Origin of the sequence: Oceanobacillus aidingensis, from assembly GCF_042654105.1 — a bacterium.
Classification (GTDB): Bacteria; Bacillota; Bacilli; order Bacillales; family Amphibacillaceae; genus Oceanobacillus; species Oceanobacillus oncorhynchi.
Genome location: NZ_JBHSFT010000049.1, coordinates 1 through 20,608, shown reverse-complemented (window position 1 = coordinate 20,608; position 20,608 = coordinate 1). Strand labels below are relative to the sequence as shown.

Sequence of the window (20,608 nt, the reverse complement as noted above, 5' to 3'; positions counted from 1 at the left end):
GTTCATCTTATAAGGTTAAATTCTTTCATTCCATAACAGGTATTGTCTAAAATATTCTTATTTTAAGACAGTTTTTGTTTGAGAATTCATTTTATTAAGAATTTCTGGTTTCTTAATGCGTTGATTTTCTAAAAATTCATCCACCATTGCTTTATATGGTTCTTGATTATAATTATCAAAATAAGCCATCCCCATTTTAACTGGGTCTCCAAAGAAATAGTACTCATAATGTGTCTGACGGCTTCCAAATGAACTCATTGTCATATCCCATGCGAGACGGAACAATTGAACACGTTCAAAACCTTCTACATTTTTACCTTGCATCGCTCTGTTTAAGATTGGTCCAAGTTCCTCGCTCGCAAAATCATCATACGTTGGAATTCCCATTAATCCAGATGCACCTAAAATTCTTAAAATTTCTGCCAGACGTGGGTATACACGCGGGAACCAGTTTCTTGCTGCATTTAATGCCTCAAAATCGGGAGTCATCACACCCCATTTATCGAGTTTAGCGTTATGTTCCGCTTTAAATAGATGCGATTTCATATTCTCCAGCGTAAGCATAATTTCCGTACCTTTGTCTTTTACATGCTGGAAACCATCAATACCGATAGAATCCATCAGTTTAAGGACAACGCCTAGCAAAAATTCCACTTTTGCGATATCTTTCGCAATAACCTGATGGGACATGTGCACAACCGCATTTGTTTCAGCAAATGCATTATTACAAATCTCTGAATCTTCTAGAATGAAAATGCGATCCCAAGGAACGAGTACATTATCAAAGGAAACAATTGCATCTCCTTCTTCAAACTGAGATCCTACTGGATGATCGTAACTATTTTTACCATAATCAAATGCTTCACGACTCAGATATTTCAATCCAGGTGTATTATTTGGTATTGCAAAAGCCAGTGAATAAGGATCATCTTTCGCACCAGTTCTAACTACTGTTGATGGGAATACAAAAATTTCATCTGTGATACCTGCTTGTGTGGCAAGTAGGCGGATACCATCAACAACAACTCCATCGTCATTTTTCTCTACAACATGTAAAGCGACATTTGCATCTTTTTGCTCCGCTTGGATTTTTGCACGATTTACTTGCGGATGAATCAACGTGTGTGTAAGACTAATATCATTTTCTCTAGCATACTCAGCGTATTTTCTTGCATTCTCAGCAAATTGTGGATTTCCTTTTCCATAATAATCATACGCTCTTTCCATTGTCATAACTTCTGAGTTTAGGTAGTCAGGAGAGCGTCCCATTAGACCTTTTGTAATACCTTGCCATTCCATCATTGCTTCTCGACGTTCAATTAACTCTTCAATGGTTTCTGGAGCCATGAACGTTTTCCCTACTTTGTCACCGCTTGTAGGTGATGTATAAAGCATTTTTTCTGGTTTTTCATATTGTAAATCATATAATTTTGCCATGGATTGAACAGCACCTTTAAATGCTGGATGTGTTGTTACATCTTCTACTCGTTCTCCATGAATATAAACGTTGTTATTTGCTTTCTTTAAATTATCAATGTACTGCTGCCCTGTTTTAGCTGGCATTACTTTCTCCTCCTTTGTTTTTCTTGCTGATTTAAAACCTGTTTCCACAAGCTTTATTCTTAATCTTCAAATAGTTGAATTCGCTTACATTAAAAGATTAAAAAAAAGAGTATATCTAGTGGCTGAAAAAGGTAAATCCTACTTTGAAATATTTAAATAATTCAACCTTATCTGTATACTAGCATGGAATAAGATATATGAAAAATATCTATTTTGTATCAGTCATATACATTTTAAGTATACTATTGTATATCATTTTATATATGATGCTTTACGAATTTCTTTATAAAGTGAAACTTCATTCAGTGGGAGATTTCATATCTCTTACAAAAACGAAATATGTGGCATCCTGAAACGTAGCGAATTTAGAGTGTCTTCTCCATCTAACTGAATAGGACTGGAACTATGATTATTCGCCCTACCGAGGATCATTTGCAATTACTCAACACATCATAAAGGACTGGTAGTTGAATCACTCGCACTGTTATGAGCTGCCAAACTGTCATTTTAAATAATGATATGCTTCCTTCACCTCTAGAAATGAATGTCTTACAAAAGCCCTTCAATGGGGCGAGTAACCGCAGCAATGTTGTCAGGTTAGTGCGACCGCTGCGGAAAAACACTACGCTAGATAGGTTTTATTACTAACTGTATAATATTTAAGTAAATTCATTAACCTGACAAAACCGCAGTCCCAGTCCCAACTTAGTTACCTAGCAATAAAATTGGAATCCATTTTTTGACTTTTCAACTGCTCCATACTATTGTATTCTTTATACATATGGGGTTGATTATTAGTTAGAAAAGAGAGAACTGGGGGGCAGGAAAAGATGGATATGAGACAATTACGTTACTTTTACACGATCGCAGAAGAGGGGCAAATTACAAGGGCTGCGAAAACATTACATATGGCTCAGCCCCCATTAAGTCAAAGTTTAAAAGCATTAGAAAAAGAAATAGGTGTTCCTTTGTTTGAAAGAAGTGGTAAGAAAATGGAACTAACCGAGGCCGGTGAAGTTTTATATAATAAGACCGGTTATTTTTTTAAATATTTAGAGGAAACGCTTACAGAGGTTAAAGAAACTGGGGAAGGTCTAAAAGGACAACTGACAGTGGGTTGTGTAAAAACACTTTTTTCTCATGTACCACAACGAATAAAATCTTTTCGCGAAAAATATCCAAATGTAACATTTGAATTAAGGGAAGGAGACTCTTACCTTCTTGCAGAGCAACTTAAAAACCGAAGCCTTGATTTAGCAATCGTTCGTCTTCCTCTTGATTTAGATCTTTATTCAAGTTTTCACCTTCCAGACGAAAACTATGTCGTTATCATGCCTGAACAATGGGCAAAATCCTACGAATCACCAAGTATCACCATGAACGAAATTGCCAATTTGCCTTTAATATTATTAAGACGGATCAGTGGTATCGGTCAATACGAATTGATTATTGATAAATTTAAAGAATTGGAACTTGCCCCCGATGTCGTGACGGTTTGTCCTGATGTAGATATGATCCTAGAGCTAGTCAGCGCGGAAGTTGGAGCTTCCATTGTTCCAGCGTCGACCTTAAAAAAACATTCTATTAATGGTATTAAAAGTTTTACCATTGAAGATGAAACGATTATTTCTAAATCAGCTATTATTTGGTTGAAGGATCGTTATCTTACCAAAAGTAAACAGCGGTTTATTGAATTATTTGAGGAGTCGTTAAAAGTTGAAAAAGTGTGAACTAAACTGATAAGTAAAAGTTATATGATTTTTACTTATCAGTTTAGTTTTATTTCATCATCATAGCTTAAAATTTAAGCATGTTTCAATACAGCAAATTGGACTAGTAAAAATTAAGGAATACTAGAAAATTTACTGGAACCATCTAGAGTACTTTCGATACCGGTTAATAAAGTTATCATCACCTAAAAGCTATCATACCAACGTCCACTGTTACAGATCCGCCATCAACAGGAATAACAGCGCCAGTAACGAAAGAGGCTTCTGGCGAAATTAGCCAGCTAACTGCATTTGCAATTTCTTCTGGATTGGATAGGCGACGAGCTGGCATAAGTTCTGTAACTCTTTGATAAGCTTGTTCAACGGTCTCCTCAGTATCTTTAGCTAAACTCTTCATTTCTTCATCCGCCATTTCTGTTTTCACCCATCCAGGACAAACGACATTAGCTCTAATATTGTCATTAGCATAATCCACAGCAATGGATTGTGTAAGAGCTGTGATGCCAGCTTTTGAAGCACTATAGGCAGGAACGGATGACGCTGTTCTAAGTCCTGCCACCGACGATATCGTTACGATGGAACCACCGTTTTTTTGTAAGTGTGGTAAGGCAGCTTTTGTAACTAAAAAAACCTGAAGTTAAGTTAATACGAATGACATTTTCCCAATTTTCCAAACTGGTTTCCGTCACTTTTCCTTCATAATTAATTCCTGCATTTAATACAAGTGCATCTAATCTTCCATACTTTTCATTGATTTGGTTTATCAATCGATTTACCTCATGCTCTACACCAACATCTGCTTGAATCGCAAAACAATCCATTTCATTTACTATTTTCTCTAAACGATCCAGCCTCCTGCCACAAATAACCACTTTATGTGTCTTTGATAATTTTCGTGCAGCAGCTGCACCAATACCTGTACCTCCACCAGTAATAAGGACTACTGTGTACTCCTCCTTATTCCTAACCATAATATAATAATCCTCCTACAATTTATTTATCGCAGTGCAACCGACTATAAGTTACAAAGGCGTTGTAATAAAATGTTGCATACTTAACCTTTGTTCCTTAGACAGTAAAGAATGGAAATAAATTCCTCATTGAGTGACATTTTATTTTACGACTTTTGCATAAGAACCTACTGGAAAATTAGATACTCTGCCAACTTCATAATCCTCGTAACCATATATTTTTCCATATGAGCGTAATGTATCTAAACCTTCAAGGACGATACCCAATGTTGGAATAACCTTTTCAATCCAAACAAATAAATAAAAATTATCATCTATTTTATAGTAGAAACAAGTATCTGTATCACTTAACCCTTTTTCACTTCCTGAAATACAGTGCCACGTATATTTATCTTCGTTTATATAAATATGCTCATAAACATCCTTTCCACTATATTCGAACTGAACCCGCTTCCCAATTAAATCGGTAGTTTGTTCATGTTTTGCTACACTTTCTGTATACAGAGTGTCTACAGCTGCATGTTCAAAATAAACGTTAACTGGTGTTAATGGCATGGACTCTTCGGCACGCTTCAAAATTGGTATGGATACACTTTCTTTTGTAGGCAAAATACCTGTAATTACTGTAGCAATACTTTTTTCCACATCTAATATGATACTGATTGATTGTGTATCTCCGTAAGAAGCAATAAAATCAATAAAGTAAATATTTTCACGTGGGTTAATGGCATGATAGGAACTGATATGCTTTTCTTCTTGTCCCCCTTCTATCGTCAATACTTTAATCGTTTCAATATCAAGAAAAGTAAGTTTTGTTTCCTTTCCATTCTTATAAAAAAGGGTAAACGTCTCGCCAATTAACCTTTCTGTTGGCTCCATTATATTTTCACTAAATCCTACAGAAAGATCTCCAACACTGATATACTCTTGTGATTCGTTCTTAATACGCATTAAAAATTTCCCCTTTCAATATATTATTTTTGAAATTACTTAGACTCCGCTACTACTTTTTCGCTAGATTCATGTTTTATTTTTCTTGAATTTGTTTCGATAAGAGCAAACCCGATTAGAGCCATCATTACCGCGGTTCCTGCTGCAACAATCATAACAAACGATAATCCTAAGGTATTTGAAATAACACCTGAACCTCCTACAATAAACGCACCAACAATCTCACCTACTCCAATAATTAAAGCACTTGTCGTGGCGTATAAATGTGGAGGCACTGTTTCCTCTGGAATGATACTCATATATATCGGAGCAATGGAACCCATTAATCCACCAAATAATATAAATAAAAGTGGGCCCGCCCATATACTTGGAAATAAGAATAACCCAAAAGGAGCTAAACCAGCTAAAAGGGCAAACAAGATTAAAGCTGGTTTTCTGCCAAAGAAATCAGAAACTAATGGAATAATCACAGCTGTAAAAATACATACTAGTCCCATTAACGACATGATAAAACCCATATTCTCCAAGGAATATTGTCCAACTGATGTTAAATACAATGGCGCAAAAGAAATCAAAATCCAATAGGAACCCATACAAAATATGGCAATAAATAGACATACTACTACATTTCGATACTTCATAATTTGGCTAAAACTTTTCTCGCTTTTTTTGATATTTGTTTTATTATTTTGCACTGCTGGCTCTACCTCAGCGGTAAACTTCCAGACAAGTAATGCTAATACTAAACTTGGGATACTCACGATGATAAATGCCCAATGCCAGTTTGTAGCCGAGATGATTTGGGTAACAATAATTGGCCCAATGGTTAACGCGATGATGGCGACTCCTGCGTTGACAATTCCAGCATTCCTGCCAAATCCTCCTGGTAATGAAACCGATGCAACCATTGCCATTGCTAAGGGTAATATGGGTCCTTCACTCATTCCAAGTAAAAGTCGCACTGCAAGCAATAAAGGATAGGAATTTGCAAATGCGGATAAGATGGAAAAAATAGCAGTAGTAATCATTGCTGCAACCAAAAATGATTTTCTTTTCCCTGTTTTATCAGATAAGATGGCAATGAAAGGTCCAGCAACTGCGTACCCAATGGTTTGCCACATATTTATTTGTCCAATCTGCCCATTACTTAATCCCAATTCTTCAACCAATGATGGTGTAACATGAGATAAAGCTGTTCGATCTAAGAAAATGAACCCCCAAGCCATAAACATAAGTCCAACTACCCAATATTCATAACGAGTAGAATGTTTTGCTTTATTGCTTTCCATAAAAATTTCACTCCTTTTGCTATCACATTTTATAAAAAAGGCTTTCATTCATGGGCAGTAAAAGTAAAGGGATACATATTGAATTTTGAATGTGCTATTTTCACCTTATTCCTTTTCGTGAATAGAAACGCTGTTACCTTCATCAATTGTTTCTAATAGCTTTGTATGACGTATTTCTTTTAGAATTGCATCGACAATATTCCTCTCAGCTACTAATTTAAGTTAGTGAGTTCTATAGCACTAACTTGCCTTTATGATTATAGATTTTATCAACCAAATTAAAGCGCTTTCAATATATGCATTACTAAACAACTTATCCTGGAATAAAACGTTTAAGAATTTAATTATCAATTCATAATGATTTTTTAGTTACAAGACTCGAGACAGATTTTTATAGTTAAAATTGCACTGTCTCGAGCCCTGTAGTCATAATATTGACATCCAAAATAAATATCTTCTCAAAAAATCACTCAATAGATTCTAACCGTCTTCTTTCCTTAATTAAAATGGATAGTCAAGCTTTTCCTTCTGTACGGATACCCATTTGGTTGTTGTTAACTCTTCCAGTACCCAATCGTGACCAAAACGGCCAATGCCACTATTTTTCACTCCGCCAAATGGAACATTCGCTTCTAATACCGCTGGTATATCATTCACATGGGTTGTTCCAGATTCAATTTCAAGAGCCAATTGTTCACCTTTTTCAAGATTATTTGTGATAATTGCTGCGGACAAACCGAACTCCGTTTCATTCGCAACCCGAATAGCTTCCTCATCACTTTCAACTGGAATCACTTGTGCTACCGGGCCAAAAATTTCCGTAGAAGCAAGGGTTGATTCATTGGAAACATCAACAAACACATATGGAGAAATCACATTTCCATTGCGCTCTCCTTCAAGAGCTACCTTAATCCCTTCTTCTTTTGCTTTGTCTATTAAGCCCATCACTTTATCTGCTTGTTTTTCATTAATTAAAGGTCCAATAACGGTTTGGGCATCTTTCGGGTCGCCTGCTTTCAAGTTCTTAACGCGGTTGACGTATTTATCAACAAATTCATCATAAATTGCTTCATGAACGATAATACGGTTCGTGATTGCGCAGATTTGTCCATTATGCATAAACTTCCCAAATACAGCAATATTAACTGCCTGGTCTACATCAGCATCCTCAAGAATAACTAATGGATTATTTCCTCCAAGTTCAAGCGCCACCTGTTTCATGCTCGTACCTGTTTTTTCCTTGATATGTTTTCCTACTGCAGTAGAACCTGTAAAACTAATAAAATCAGAATTCGGATTGGTAATAAACTCATCACCAGCTTCTTCTACATCCATCAAAATAGAATTAAATACACCAGCAGGAAGCCCAGCTTCTTCAAAGGCTTTGGCAAAAATTTGACCACCTACAAGACCTACTTGTACATCTGGTTTATGAACCACTGTGTTTCCTAATGCAAGCGCAGGAAAAATCGTTCTTGTTGCCATATTAAAAGGAAAATTGAATGGCGTAATGGATGTAATGACTCCTAATGGTAAACGATACACACGATTTAACTTGTTTGGCGTACCGGAAGTATAATCTTTTGGCTGATAAATTTCATTTACCATTGGAATAGCATCTTCCATATCCCCAACGCCAAAACCAAATTCTACTTCTGCTTTTAATGCCGTACCACCGGTTTCGCGGATAATAAGTTGAATGATATCCTCTTTATTTTCTTTTAAATAATTTAATGCTTTCGTTAAGATATCTCTTCTTTCATCTGCACTTGTTTTTTTCCATTCTTTTTGAGCTTCTTTCGCTAATTGAAACGCTTCTTGAATTTGCCCTTTATCCGCAAGCTGCACATTGGAAACAACTGAACCATCATACGGATCTTTTATTTCGAAATCTTTCTTACTTTTTCCTTCTACCCATTTTCCACCGATAAAGTTCTTGTTTATTTGATTTACTAACGTTACGTCTAAAATGTTTGACACTAATATTTCCTCCCTTTAACCAAGGTATTATTTCACTATTCTTATAATTCAACATCTATTAAACCTAGTAAGCTAGTACTCATGTAGGTAATCGTTGCTTCGATGAGCAGAGTTCTACACACACTTATTTTGCGTTCACATTATTTATAGCTAGTTTTTCATCGACAGCCGGTTCTTTAGATTTTTCCTGAGATTCCGCAATTAAAATAGATGCTACGACAAGGGCTAAGCCAATCATATCAACTACACGAAATGTCTCACCTAAGAATAGTACTGCGCTGACTGTAGCAACAATAGGAATAACAGCGGTCGCCATACCAGCGGTACTCGCATTAATTCGCGGAAACGCTAAAAATGTGAAGCAATAGGCAAATATCCAAGCTGTAAATGCAAAGAACATAATTCCAAGCCATGTTGCGCCTTCGGTAAAAAGCGTTAAATCAATTGTCGTCAATTCATAAATTGCAAGCGGAAGTGTTTGTAAAGTTCCAAATAAACACAAACCTGCTGTTAAGGTATATGGTGGCAGTTTTACTGAAAACTTCTTTGCGTAAATAAAAAATAGGGATAGGGAAACTACTGCTGACAACATAAAAATAATACCCAGTACACTGGATCCGCCTACACCTTGCACACCAGAAAGTTCCATGATAAGAACAGCAACAATTGCCAATACAACCGCAAGCGACTTCTTAAGACTTAAACGTTCACGTAAAAAGACCAACGATAAAATCAATACGACAGCAGGAGTTATGCTTGTAATGATTCCAACAGAAATGACACTTGCATACGTTAAGCCATACAGCTGAAAAACGGTATAAAGCGTTACCGTAAGCAATGCCTGCATAAACATACCATAGTAATTTTTCTTACCTAATTTTGTCCATTTTGTATTTTCAGTGATTTTCGAAAAAGGAACCAAAATAATTGTGGCAATCAAAATGGTTATAAAGGTAAATAAAAATACAGGGAATTGCTCCATCATCACGCCACCTATTGGAATACTAAGTCCAATTGACATCATACTTATGATTATAAACAACAACCCTTTGCTCAAAGGAATCCCCCATTTGTATTATTTTAAGTGCGGAATAATCAGTTAGAAAACTAAGAAAATAAAGTGAAACTTTATTCAGGTAGGGGGTTTCATTTCATCCCCCACCTGAATATTAGTTAGTACCCCAAGAGCATGTACTCAAAAGCGCCTTCTCTAAATGTCCTTGAACCAAGCGGATCGTTACAAGCTGTCCAATCTCCCTCTTAGATTTTTCAAGTTCCCTCTATTCTTGAAGTGGAAGTCTTACAAAAGCACTTCGATAGGACAAGTAATCGCAATCCCATCCCCAGTCAGTTACACTGCGATAAATGTTCTTGGGAGCATTCATATTCTTTTGATTACATCAATTATTTTCTCAGTTTTATTTTAATAGAATCGTTACATGCAGCGTCTACTTTAAGCTGTTCTCAAATACGGTTAAGGCTTTATCAACGACATTAAAAATTTCTTTCATTTCTTCTTCATTGACGACAAGAGGAGGTGCAATAGCAACAATATTGGATCCATTCCAATCAATGAATCTTAAAATTAGATTATGGTTGAAACACTCATTAACTACTTGGAAGGCAGCTCCTACTTCTGGATCAAATGGTTTTCCATTATCACGATCTTCATATAATTCAAACGCTCCAAGTAACCCGATTGCCCTTGTTTTTGTTACATGGGGATGATTTTTTTCCAACTTCTTCAACTCTGCTTTAAATATTTCTTCCATCTTCTTCACATTTTCGAGAACGTTGTCACGCTCTAAAATTTCAAGATTTTTCAACGCTACTGCACAAGATGTCGGATGACCACTGTAAGTAAATCCATGGAATAGAACATCGTCCGTTTCAATAAATTGATTGCGGATTTTCTCTTTCATAACAACTCCGCCTAGTGGAATATACCCGCTCGTAATCCCCTTAGCAAAGGTCAACATATCAGGTACAACATTCCAATTATCTACACCAAATTGTTCTCCAGTACGACCGAAACCACAAATAATTTCGTCTGTAATCATCAGGATGTCTTTTTCATCGCAAAGGTCACGTAGCGCTTGCAAATATCCTTCTGGAGGAATCATAAGACCTCCTGCTCCCATTATTGGTTCTAAAATAATTGCTGCTATATTTTCTGCTCCTTCTTGCTCAATAATGCCCCTTACACTTTTATCATAATTCTCATTCGTTCTATCACCACGTTCACATTCTAATAGATGCGGTTCAGCATGTATAAAGTCAGGAGCTTTAGAACTTACAATACTATTAAACTCCTTAATCCCCGTTGCACTTGTCGCCCCTTGAGCTACTCCATGATAACTACGACTTAAACTAACGATTTTTTTGCGATTTGGCTGTCCTTTTTGTTTCCAATAATATCTTGCCAGTTTAAATGCACTATCATTTGCTTCAGATCCGCCGGAAGTGAAAAACACGACATTCAAATCTCCAGGAGTCAGGGTTTTAATCTTTTCCGCTAAACGAATAGCAGGCTCATGTGAATAGCCATTAAAAGAGGAACTAAAGGCTAATTTAGTCATTTGTTCCTTCGCTGCTTCACCTAATTCCTCCTGTCCATGTCCGAGATTCACATTCCAAAGCATGGACATTCCATCGATATATGTTTCACCGTTCACATCTGTAACTTTGACTCCCTTCCCTTCCGACACAATAATCGGAGGACCTTGTTCGTATTGTAATTTAGGTGGAGTTAAAGGATGTAAATAATGCTTTTGGTCCAATTCTGTTAATTCTTTTGCAATATTAGTTAATGTTTCATTCGTCATGATAAATACCTCCATTGTATATTGATATTTTTTTATTCCAATTGTATTTTAATCGTAAATATTCACTTTTAGATTATTCCAGTATCTAGACTGCCGCTCTACGATTTCATCAACAGCTTCTTTTTGGTTATTTTTCAAAATGTTAGTTGGCAATGTTTCAATCACTTCCTGATAAGGATCCGCAGTCACTTTACTTTTTAGTCCCGTCAATGACTCAATAATTCTTAGTGTACAGAATGGTACATAAGCTGCACTATAACCACCTTCATGGCTTACTACTAGTCGGCCAGAACAAAGATTTCCGGCCATCTCTTTTACTAACGACGCTATTTCACCATATCCTTCTGCAGTAACCATCATTCTGGCAAGGGGATCAAATACATTTGCATCCTGACCGGCAGATACGATAATTAATTCTGGTTTAAATTCTTTAGCTATAGGAGTAACAAGTTTTTCTAGCGCATATTTATACCCTGCATTTCCAGTACCCGCAGGTAGAGGAATATTTACGTTATAGCCTTCACCATCACCGCTCCCTGTATGCTCTGCAAACCCTCTATTTGGTGGGAAGTTAAGTTCCTGATGAAGGGAAATAAATAATATTTCTGAATCCTCATAAAAGATGTTTTCTGTACCATTACCATGATGAACATCCCAATCTAAAACCATAATTCTTTTTAGGCCATATTTTTCTCTAGCATAATTAGCTGCAATGGCAACATTGTTAAATAAGCAAAAACCCATCCCCTGATCTTTCTCAGCATGGTGACCAGGTGGCCTTGTCAGTGTGTAGACGTTTTGAACATCTCCATTCATCACAGCGTCCACCCCAGTCATGGTGCCTCCAGCTGAAAGAAGTGCTATTTCATAAGAATCTCTTCCAACAAGTGCAGCTAACCCCGCATCTCCGCCATCTGCATTACTTAATTGTTTCACTTTTTCGACGTAAGAAGGATCATGAATCTTTTCTACTTCTTCTCTAGTGGCTTCTTTTGGCTTAATCGTTTGCAATTCCTCAATGAATTCACTTCTTTCCAAAAGGTTCTTAATTCTTCTTTTACTTTTAGGACTCTCTCCATGCTCGTCTGCTTCAATCCATCCTCCAGGCGGTAAGCTCAATGCTCCATTCCCAGTATCATGCCAAAAATAACTTTCATGAACGATAAATCCAGTTTTTCTCTCCATCTAAACACCCCTTCCGTTTGAGTGATTTTACTAAACAAATTACTTTTGTTAATGACAGCGTTTACATTTAAAACAAAAAAATAAAACTATCCTTAAAAGTAATTAACACCTCCGAATTCTTTCTTAACAACCAAGTCTTCCATCTATTATCCAATCGAAACTGACGAACGTTCGTCAGTTTCGATTGGATTTAAAATGTAATATACATTATTTACTGAATATTTTCAAGTGTAAAATAATATTTTTTATTTTTTTATTCCTCGCCAATAAATCCTCCAAGTCAGCTGAAATCTTTTTTTGAACTTAGGAACATTAACATATACTAATTCAACCAACAATCCATCAAAAAAAGCTAAATAGGCAGTTTTTGCTTCTTCCTTAGTAACATTTATCTTTTCTTCATGGCAAATAAATACTTGTTCAATATGTTTTTCTAACTCACCATAATACCCTAACGCAGTATGAATAACAGTTTCCTGTAATACATTAGGTGGAGTGAACATCATGTGCAATAAAAATTTAATATTATCCTCTTTACTAGAGGTAAATCTTTTTTCTATATGAATAATAAAATGGTACAAAACTTCTTCTAATGGATCATTTTTATATTGATTAAAATAATAATTTAAAAAAGCAATTTCTTCATTCACTACTTCTTCAATAATTTGTATGAATAATTCTTCTTTATTTTTAAAATGAGAATATATGGATTGTTTCTTTATCCCTACCCTCCCTGCTATATCAGCCAGTGATGTTTCCGTATACCCTTTTTCAACAAAAAGGCTTAATGCATTTTTTTTAATTTTTGTTACCGTACTTGCCATGTTCATCCTCCTGAAGCAATCTTTTCAATTGATATTCTTTAATTAAGATAAGAGAGGGACACACATATAAATAGTTGGTCCCTAATTTTTATTTATATTGAGAACAATACAATCTAATAATTCCCCACTGCATCACCTACATCGATGGTTCTCTCCATAACTTTACTCAGAATAGCATCCTAAATAGATTTACTATTTTATCGAATAACCATATTAATAATATCATAGAATAACAAGCTATGGGTTGGTAGGCGTTAAGTGATGTTCATCAAACTTCATAATTAAAAGTTTTCACAAAAAAACCTTTACAGTGCACATACATTGTAAAGGTTTTTCAATTTTTTATATACAGAGGAATAAAATGTCCCCCATTTCCGCCAAGTTGTCCTCATTCACCATTCTTGAGAATGTTTATCCCATCTTACTCTCGTCTACCGATTCAAACTCAGCTTGATCTACTATAGCAGTGTTCGTATACGTCAGCGTTTTTCCAGTAATTCCAAAAATAATTGTTAAAACTGGACATAACAGGCAAAAGAAAGCAAATGGCAAGTATTCCAAAGTCGGTACGTCTAAGACACTTGCAATAAATACACCACATACACTCCATGGAACGAGAGGGTTAACTACTGTTCCTGCGTCCTCCGATACCCTAGATAAGTTTTTATTTTCCAATCCGAGTTTTTGATATTGCGGCTGAAATGTTTCTGTTGTTAAAAGAATAGACAGATATTGTTCTCCAATCAGCACATTAACTCCAATCGCATTTATAGCTGTTCCTATGATTACTGACTTGACAGATTGAAACATTCTTTCCGCGGATTCAAATATTGTCGGTACAATCCCTAATTTAAATAATAATCCTCCCATCCCCAGCGCTAGTAAAATGAGCGCAATCGTAAAAAACATACTTTCCATACCTCCCCGCGTTAGCAGGGAATCGATTTGTTCAATACCTGTCTCTGAAACATAACCTCCAAATAAAATTCCAAATAACCCTCCAATTGAAGGAATAGTATGAAAAATCGATATAACAATAGCACTAAGAGCACCGGCTGCAAGAGTTAATAATGCAGGCGCCTTAAAAATAGAAAAAATCACTAAAACGGCAAGTGGTACGACCGCATTATACCAATGAATCAACCCTGTATCCAAAAGACCCTGCTGGTATAATTCCATTTCACCAAAGTTAGCATTTGAAATACTCGGCGATATAATACCGAAAATAACTAATGCAATCAAGAATGCCGGAACAGTTGTCCACATCATATTCCGAATATGTTCAAATAAATCTACTTTTAAAATACTTGAAGCCATATTCGTTGTATCTGAAATCGGGGACATCTTATCTCCGAAAAACGCACCAGATACAACAGATCCTGCAGTAATTGCCAACGAAATATCAAGCGCTTGAGATATCCCTATAAAAGCTAAGCCGACTGTTGCAACAGTTGTTAAAGAACTCCCTACACAGATCCCAACGAGCGAAGTTATTATAAAAACAATGGCATAGTAAAAATTTGGTGTCACTAATTCAAAACCGCCATAGATTAATGTCGGAATGGTTCCGCTATAAATCCAGGAAGCAATTAGAATACCAATCATAAAAAAGAGAAATACCGCTCCCATTCCCGAAACTGCACCTTCTGAAAATCCTGCTTGTAATTTTTCATAAGGAACCTTTTTAATCATCCCATAAATGATTAGGAGTAATAGTGAAATAGCTAAAGGAATATGTGGTGGAGCTTCAAAATAGATAATACTGACACTCATAATAGCAATGATAGCTGCTATTACAAAGATTGCTTCAGATAAAGACGGCATTTGTTCAGGTTTAATTCGATACATAATGAACCTCCCTTTGTTATAAAATATTACGTTAACTCAGTTCCACCAGCAGCAGCTTGGGGTTTTCAAGCAATGCTTTAAATCTATTTGTAAAGTTTATTGCGTTTCCTCCATCTGTGACACGATGGTCAAAAGTTAACGTTACATTCATCATTGACCGGATAATAATCTCATCATCATCAGTTACAACTGGCATTTTTTTCGTTTTGTGAAAAGCCATTAACGCGACTTCTGGGTAGTTAATGATTGGCGTTGCACCAATACTTCCCATTGGACCAACATTACTAATTGTAAAAGTGCTTCCTGTCATCTCTTTTGGTGATAGTTTATCAACTCTAGCTTTATTCATTAGTTCCTTCATTTCTTTTTGTATAGCCAGGATTGACTTTTTATCTGCGTTTTTAATAACCGGAACAATCAAGCCATCTTCTGTGTCCGTTGCAATTCCTATATGAGCTGCTTTTTCCAACCTGATTTCCTCTTTTTCCTCATTCAATTTAGCATTAAAGATTGGATGCTCTCTCAACACAATCGTAAGCGCTTTTATAAAAAATGCTGCAACAGATACATCGAGATCAGATTTAATCTCTTTTCTAAAATGCAATAACTCCGTCATATCAATTTCTTCCATGTGATGGACATGTGGTATTGTATAAACAGATGTAGTCATTTTTTTTGCAATTTGTTTGCGCCGGCCTTTGAACGGTATAATGTTCGCTTCCTCATTATTATGGAATTCTCTTTTCTCCATTAAGCTTTGCCAATGTATCTGTTTATTTGTTGAATCGGATTTTGTTGCAGCACTCTCTCTGTCCTGAGCGAATTGATGAACGTCCTCTACGGTAATCCTTCCATCTTTACCGCTTCCTTCCACCAATTCAATATCTACCTCGAGTTCTCTGGCTATTTTTCTCGTATATGGTGCTGCTTTTATTCGTTTAGGCCCTTTTATTTTTTTATGTTTCGTTTGAGTTTCAGGATCATCACTTGTTGCTAATTGGACAGAATAATCGTATTCTTTTTGTTGCATTTCCGAAGATTCATTTTTTTCCGAACCTCTCTCCGATTCAATTGTTAAAATGGTTGTTCCAACAGGGATCGTTGTTCCTTCAGTAATAAAAATTTCTTTTACTATTCCTTTGGTTGGCGCTGTTAATTCAGCAACCATCTTTTCTGTTTGCAATTCTACAATCGGCTGATCCTCCTCTACCCAGTCTCCTTTTTTTATAAAATAAGTCAGTATATTTCCTTCCGTCATACCTTCTCCGATATCATGCAATTTTACTTCGACCAATCGTATCACCCCCTAAAAATTTGTCACTTTATGAATGGCCTCTAGTACACGTTTTGGTGTTGGTATATTATGTTCTTCCAAAGCCCAAAATGGAACATGAACATCTGCACCTGTAACGCGTTCAATTGGTGATTTCATATATAAAAAGGAAGTATCATTTAGAATTGAAATAATATCATTTCCTAATCCCCCCGTAGCAGGAGCTTCATGAACAATGACACAGCAACCCGTTTTCTGAACAGATTCTGCAATTATGTCTTTATCAATTGGATATAATGTACGTAAATCGATGATGTCACAGGTAATGCCTTTTTCCTCGGCCTGCTCTGCCGCTTTTATCGCAACATTTACCATAGCTCCCCATGCAATCACCGTTACATCTTCCCCTTCACGCAAATATTTTCCACTACCAATTTCAATTTCATATTTTTCTTCTGGAACCTCATCTCTAACTGAACGATATAATCTCAATGGTTCCATAAACAAAACTGGGTCCGGATCTTGAATCGCTGCAATAAGAAGTCCTTTTGCATCGTATGGATTGGAGGGGCATACTACCTTTATCCCTGGCATATGAGTGAATAATGCTTCCATACTATCGGAATGAATTTCAGGAGCGCGTACTCCTGCTCCATAAGGTGCTCGTATTACGAGTGGTACAGTAAAGACACCTTTTGTACGGTAACGCATTCTTGTCGCTTGAGTCATAATTTGTTCGTATGCCGGATAAATAAACCCTAAAAATTGAATTTCTGCTATTGGAAGTAGTCCATTCATTGCCATACCAATGGATGAACCAATAATTCCTGCTTCGCTTAATGGTGTATCAAATACCCTTTTCTCTCCAAACTCTTCTTGCAAGCCCTCTGTCGCCCGAAAAACCCCCCCGTTTTTCCCTACATCTTCTCCTAAAATAACAACTTCTTCTTTTTCCTGAAGCATCGTACGCATTCCATCTGTTATTGCTTGAATAAGCGTCAATTGTTTCGTTTTAGTCATCGTTATCATGCTATTTTTCACCTCGCAAATGATTAATATAATCTTTCTTTTGCTGTTTAATCATCCAAGTGGGGTTTTCAAACATATAATCATAAATATCATTCACATCTGCCGGGGGCATAGATTCCAATTCTCTTACTGCATCATCAATTTCCTCTTTTATTTCTTCTTTCAACTGTTCTATTAAAGTTTCTTCCCAATAATCATATCTTTTCATAAATGATTCGATTCTTGTAATTGGATCATTTTTACGGTGCTTTTCATTTTCTTCTTTCTGATTCCGATATTTAGTAGGATCATCTGCAGTCGTATGAGCTCCATAGCGCCATGTTACTGCTTCAATGAAAGTTGGGCCTTCTCCCTTTCTAGCTCGGTCCAATGCCTTTTTGGTTTCAAAATAAACAGCGAAAATATCATTTCCATCTACGCGAACACCTGGAATTTCATAAGCAAGTGATTTTTGAACAATGGTTTTGGAATTCATCTGCTTCCAAACGGGAACCGAGATAGCGTATTGATTATTTTGATTAAAAAATACAACTGGTGCCTGAAAAACACTTGCAAAGTTTAAGCCTTCATGAAAATCTCCCTCAGAAGTTGCTCCATCGCCAAAGTAAACAATAGCAACCTGATTTGAGTCTCTGTATTTACTTGCCAGAGCTGCCCCAGCCGCAAGCGGAAGCTGTGTTGCAATTGGAACAGAAGGCGGTAATATATTTTTCCCTTTTGGCGGGAGATTCCCTTCAACTCTTCCATTCCATGAAGATAAAATATTATACGATTTTCCAAAAGTAATGCTTGCTGCATGGTCCCGGTAAGTTGGAAACATCCAGTCATCTTCATTAAGAGCTAGAGCGCTTCCCACCTGGGATGCTTCTTGACCTTCAAAACCAGGGTATGTTCCGAGCCTTCCCTGACGCTGCAGGTTAATTGCCTTTTGATCAAATGCACGCATACAAAGCAATTGCCGATAAAAATGTTGTACTAAAGTTTTATCAATTTGATTTATATAGGATGTGTCGGTAATATCTCCATTTTCATCCATGATTTGTATCAATGGAAATGCTTCTTGCATATCCAATTTCATATCCATCACCTCTGTGACTCTTATTTTAATTGCTTATAAAATAAAACTTAATTCAGCGGGGTTTCTTTTTATCCCCGTTGAAAAACATTGTCTCAAGATCCTTTGTGACCTACATCCTGTAGACTATAACAAATCGGGCGTTACTATGTCCTTGACTCCTACTTAGAAATTTCAGGTCTTTTGTATCCTTGAAGTGGGAGTCTTACATCCATTTACACCGCTATAAAAATGTAGAGAATTACTCTCTAATTTTCCATTTCGGTCTGCGTTTACGAGAATAAAAGTTATTTCTATTTTTCTGATCATCCAATACCCTTTGTACTCTTCTATTTGCGGCTTCTACTGTTGGAATTGCATCCATATCTGCATGCTGGTAAATATCTAAAAGTGAACTATAAATCGCTTTTGTCTTTACAAGTACTCGCTTATGGTTGGGACCATATAATTCATCTGCAACTTGAATTAGTCCTCCTGCATTTACAATATAATCCGGTGCATATAAAATTCCTTTATTATGAAGTAATTTCGCATGATCTAGAGTTTGCAGTTGATTATTTGCTGATCCTACAATCGCTTTTACTTTTATTTGATTGATAGTCTGGTCATTAATGATTGCCCCCATTGCACAAGGGATAAAAATATCCGCATCCGTATGATAAATAGTATCACTATTTACATCATGCACTTCACCACTAGAATCTTTTGCTTTCGTTTTAATCTGTTCTATTAAATTTTGGTTAAGGTCAGAGACATAGATTTGAGCTCCAGCTTCCAATAAATGTTCAGCAACCTTATAGCCTACTTTTCCTAACCCTTGAATAGCATAGATTCTACTTCCTAAATCACTAGTTTTAAAAAGATATTCATTGGTTGCTTCTAGTGCATAAATTACTCCATAGGCTGTGGAAATAGAAGAATCACCGCTACCTCCATAAGCTTCAGGAATCCCATTAATAAAATTGGTTTCCTTAAATGCCTCCACAAAATCATCCATTGTTGTCCCCATATCTGTGCCTGTATAGAAACGCCCGTTCAAAGAATCTACAAATTGTCCAAATGCCCGGAATAATGCAGGCGATTTATCTTTTTCTGGATTGCCAATAATAACTGCCTTTCCCCCACCAAAATCAAGACCAGAAGCTGCACATTTATAGGTCATCCCTTCTGACAGACGTAAGGCATCTTCCAATGCTTCATCAACACTTTTATAAGGATACATTCTTGTTCCCCCTAATGCTGGACCAAGTGTTGTATCATGAATTGCAATAATTGCTTGAAGTCCAGTTGTCGGATCATTACAGAACATCACTTGTTCATGATTGGCTATTTTTTCGAATGTATTTTCCGTTGTTGGTTTAATTTGTTCGAGTTGTTTCAAGAAAATTACCTCCAGTTCCTTCATTTTTTAGTTTCAATTGTGCATCTAATTTGCTTTGCATTGTATTTTCAGGCATGATTATCTGTTTAATTTCTCCCACTCCAATGATTGCGCTTTCATTTTTGACCGTAACTTCTGTCATCACTTGTTTATCCGTAACATTTATAACAACAGCTTTCACTTTAACATTTGTTCCTAATGCTGAAGGGGCAACATGTTTTAATTTTACAGCTGCTCCTGCACTTTCCTCATTTGCTTCTAGATGAGGGATCAATAGATTTCTCGATGCCCATTCCATGTGATAAACCATGGAAGCAGTGGAATAAGCTGGATGAATCAATTCCCCATCAAATTGAGCAAACATATCTTCAGTCACTTTTACTTCAAGAATGGTTGAGTCTCCAACTTTCAATCCTTTTTTCATTTCTCTCACCTTCTCCTTCTAATCATTTAATGAAAGTTTCTTTGTGTGTACCTTTTATAAAGCTAAAAAATATTATTTCTTATTTTCATTCTTTTCTCAATATTACAGTTTAATTATATTCACCCAACAGTTAACTGTCAACCAAAAATAAAATTAAAATCGAGTAGAGGGAAAAGCTAAATAACTTTTCGCCCCTCTCACACCACCAGTACATACGGTTCCGTATACGGCGGTTCAATTTATATTTCAGTGTGTACTTT

General features: G+C 36.2%; 17 protein-coding genes. 1 reads left to right on the top strand and 16 read right to left on the bottom strand.

All coding sequences use genetic code 11. The annotated features are described in order from the left end of the window. Window positions 1–57 precede the first annotated feature (57 nt). Window positions 58–1,563, bottom strand: coding sequence for a 4-hydroxyphenylacetate 3-monooxygenase, oxygenase component (hpaB, locus tag ACFO3P_RS19570; RefSeq protein WP_193064138.1), 1,506 nt, complete (start codon window positions 1,561–1,563; stop codon window positions 58–60). A gap of 830 nt (window positions 1,564–2,393) precedes the next feature. Between hpaB and ACFO3P_RS19565 the strand changes: the two genes are divergently transcribed. After that, complete coding sequence (locus ACFO3P_RS19565; RefSeq protein WP_193064139.1) at window positions 2,394–3,293, top strand: LysR family transcriptional regulator; 900 nt, start codon at window positions 2,394–2,396, stop codon at window positions 3,291–3,293. Between the two features lie 181 nt (window positions 3,294–3,474). Here the strand turns inward: ACFO3P_RS19565 and ACFO3P_RS19560 are convergent, their stop codons facing one another. The 15 genes from ACFO3P_RS19560 to ACFO3P_RS19490 form a co-directional block, all read right to left on the bottom strand. After that, window positions 3,475–3,870, bottom strand: coding sequence for an SDR family NAD(P)-dependent oxidoreductase (locus ACFO3P_RS19560; protein WP_246529041.1), 396 nt, complete (start codon window positions 3,868–3,870; stop codon window positions 3,475–3,477). Continuing rightward, window positions 3,839–4,264: an SDR family NAD(P)-dependent oxidoreductase gene (locus ACFO3P_RS19555; protein ID WP_212929306.1), complete on the bottom strand. Its 426-nt coding sequence runs from the start codon at window positions 4,262–4,264 to the stop codon at window positions 3,839–3,841. The genes ACFO3P_RS19560 and ACFO3P_RS19555 overlap by 32 nt, the downstream gene beginning before the upstream one ends. A gap of 141 nt (window positions 4,265–4,405) precedes the next feature. Then, window positions 4,406–5,215: a MoaF C-terminal domain-containing protein gene (locus tag ACFO3P_RS19550; RefSeq protein ID WP_193064140.1), complete on the bottom strand. Its 810-nt coding sequence runs from the start codon at window positions 5,213–5,215 to the stop codon at window positions 4,406–4,408. Between the two features lie 35 nt (window positions 5,216–5,250). After that, complete coding sequence (locus tag ACFO3P_RS19545) at window positions 5,251–6,504, bottom strand: MFS transporter (protein WP_212929307.1); 1,254 nt, start codon at window positions 6,502–6,504, stop codon at window positions 5,251–5,253. Between the two features lie 501 nt (window positions 6,505–7,005). After that, window positions 7,006–8,484 (bottom strand): aldehyde dehydrogenase family protein, encoded by a 1,479-nt coding sequence (locus ACFO3P_RS19540; RefSeq protein ID WP_246529039.1) that lies wholly within the window; start codon window positions 8,482–8,484, stop codon window positions 7,006–7,008. A gap of 124 nt (window positions 8,485–8,608) precedes the next feature. Further along, the gene (locus tag ACFO3P_RS19535) at window positions 8,609–9,541 is read right to left on the bottom strand and encodes a DMT family transporter (protein WP_193064142.1); all 933 of its coding nucleotides are present in this window, start codon (window positions 9,539–9,541) and stop codon (window positions 8,609–8,611) included. Between the two features lie 391 nt (window positions 9,542–9,932). Then, window positions 9,933–11,309, bottom strand: coding sequence for an aminotransferase family protein (locus tag ACFO3P_RS19530; protein ID WP_193064143.1), 1,377 nt, complete (start codon window positions 11,307–11,309; stop codon window positions 9,933–9,935). Between the two features lie 48 nt (window positions 11,310–11,357). Next, on the bottom strand, window positions 11,358–12,494 hold the full coding sequence (locus ACFO3P_RS19525; RefSeq protein WP_212929308.1) for a class II histone deacetylase: 1,137 nt from the start codon (window positions 12,492–12,494) through the stop codon (window positions 11,358–11,360). A gap of 245 nt (window positions 12,495–12,739) precedes the next feature. Beyond that, window positions 12,740–13,318 (bottom strand): TetR/AcrR family transcriptional regulator, encoded by a 579-nt coding sequence (locus ACFO3P_RS19520; RefSeq protein WP_193064145.1) that lies wholly within the window; start codon window positions 13,316–13,318, stop codon window positions 12,740–12,742. Between the two features lie 411 nt (window positions 13,319–13,729). Further along, on the bottom strand, window positions 13,730–15,166 hold the full coding sequence (gene nhaC / locus ACFO3P_RS19515; RefSeq protein WP_193064146.1) for a Na+/H+ antiporter NhaC: 1,437 nt from the start codon (window positions 15,164–15,166) through the stop codon (window positions 13,730–13,732). Window positions 15,167–15,197: 31 nt separating this feature from the next. Further along, complete coding sequence (locus tag ACFO3P_RS19510) at window positions 15,198–16,460, bottom strand: dihydrolipoamide acetyltransferase family protein (RefSeq protein WP_212929309.1); 1,263 nt, start codon at window positions 16,458–16,460, stop codon at window positions 15,198–15,200. Between the two features lie 12 nt (window positions 16,461–16,472). Further along, window positions 16,473–17,468 (bottom strand): alpha-ketoacid dehydrogenase subunit beta, encoded by a 996-nt coding sequence (locus tag ACFO3P_RS19505; RefSeq protein WP_193064148.1) that lies wholly within the window; start codon window positions 17,466–17,468, stop codon window positions 16,473–16,475. A 1-nt stretch (window position 17,469) separates the two neighbouring features. Further along, complete coding sequence (pdhA, locus tag ACFO3P_RS19500) at window positions 17,470–18,534, bottom strand: pyruvate dehydrogenase (acetyl-transferring) E1 component subunit alpha (protein WP_212929314.1); 1,065 nt, start codon at window positions 18,532–18,534, stop codon at window positions 17,470–17,472. 250 nt (window positions 18,535–18,784) lie between these two features. Further along, window positions 18,785–19,924 carry a Leu/Phe/Val dehydrogenase gene (locus ACFO3P_RS19495; RefSeq protein WP_226894954.1) on the bottom strand — a complete coding sequence of 380 codons (1,140 nt, stop codon included), beginning with the start codon at window positions 19,922–19,924 and terminating at the stop codon, window positions 18,785–18,787. After that, the gene (locus tag ACFO3P_RS19490; RefSeq protein ID WP_193064150.1) at window positions 19,902–20,348 is read right to left on the bottom strand and encodes a thioesterase family protein; all 447 of its coding nucleotides are present in this window, start codon (window positions 20,346–20,348) and stop codon (window positions 19,902–19,904) included. Before ACFO3P_RS19490 ends, ACFO3P_RS19495 begins: the two co-directional genes overlap by 23 nt. Window positions 20,349–20,608 lie beyond the last annotated feature (260 nt).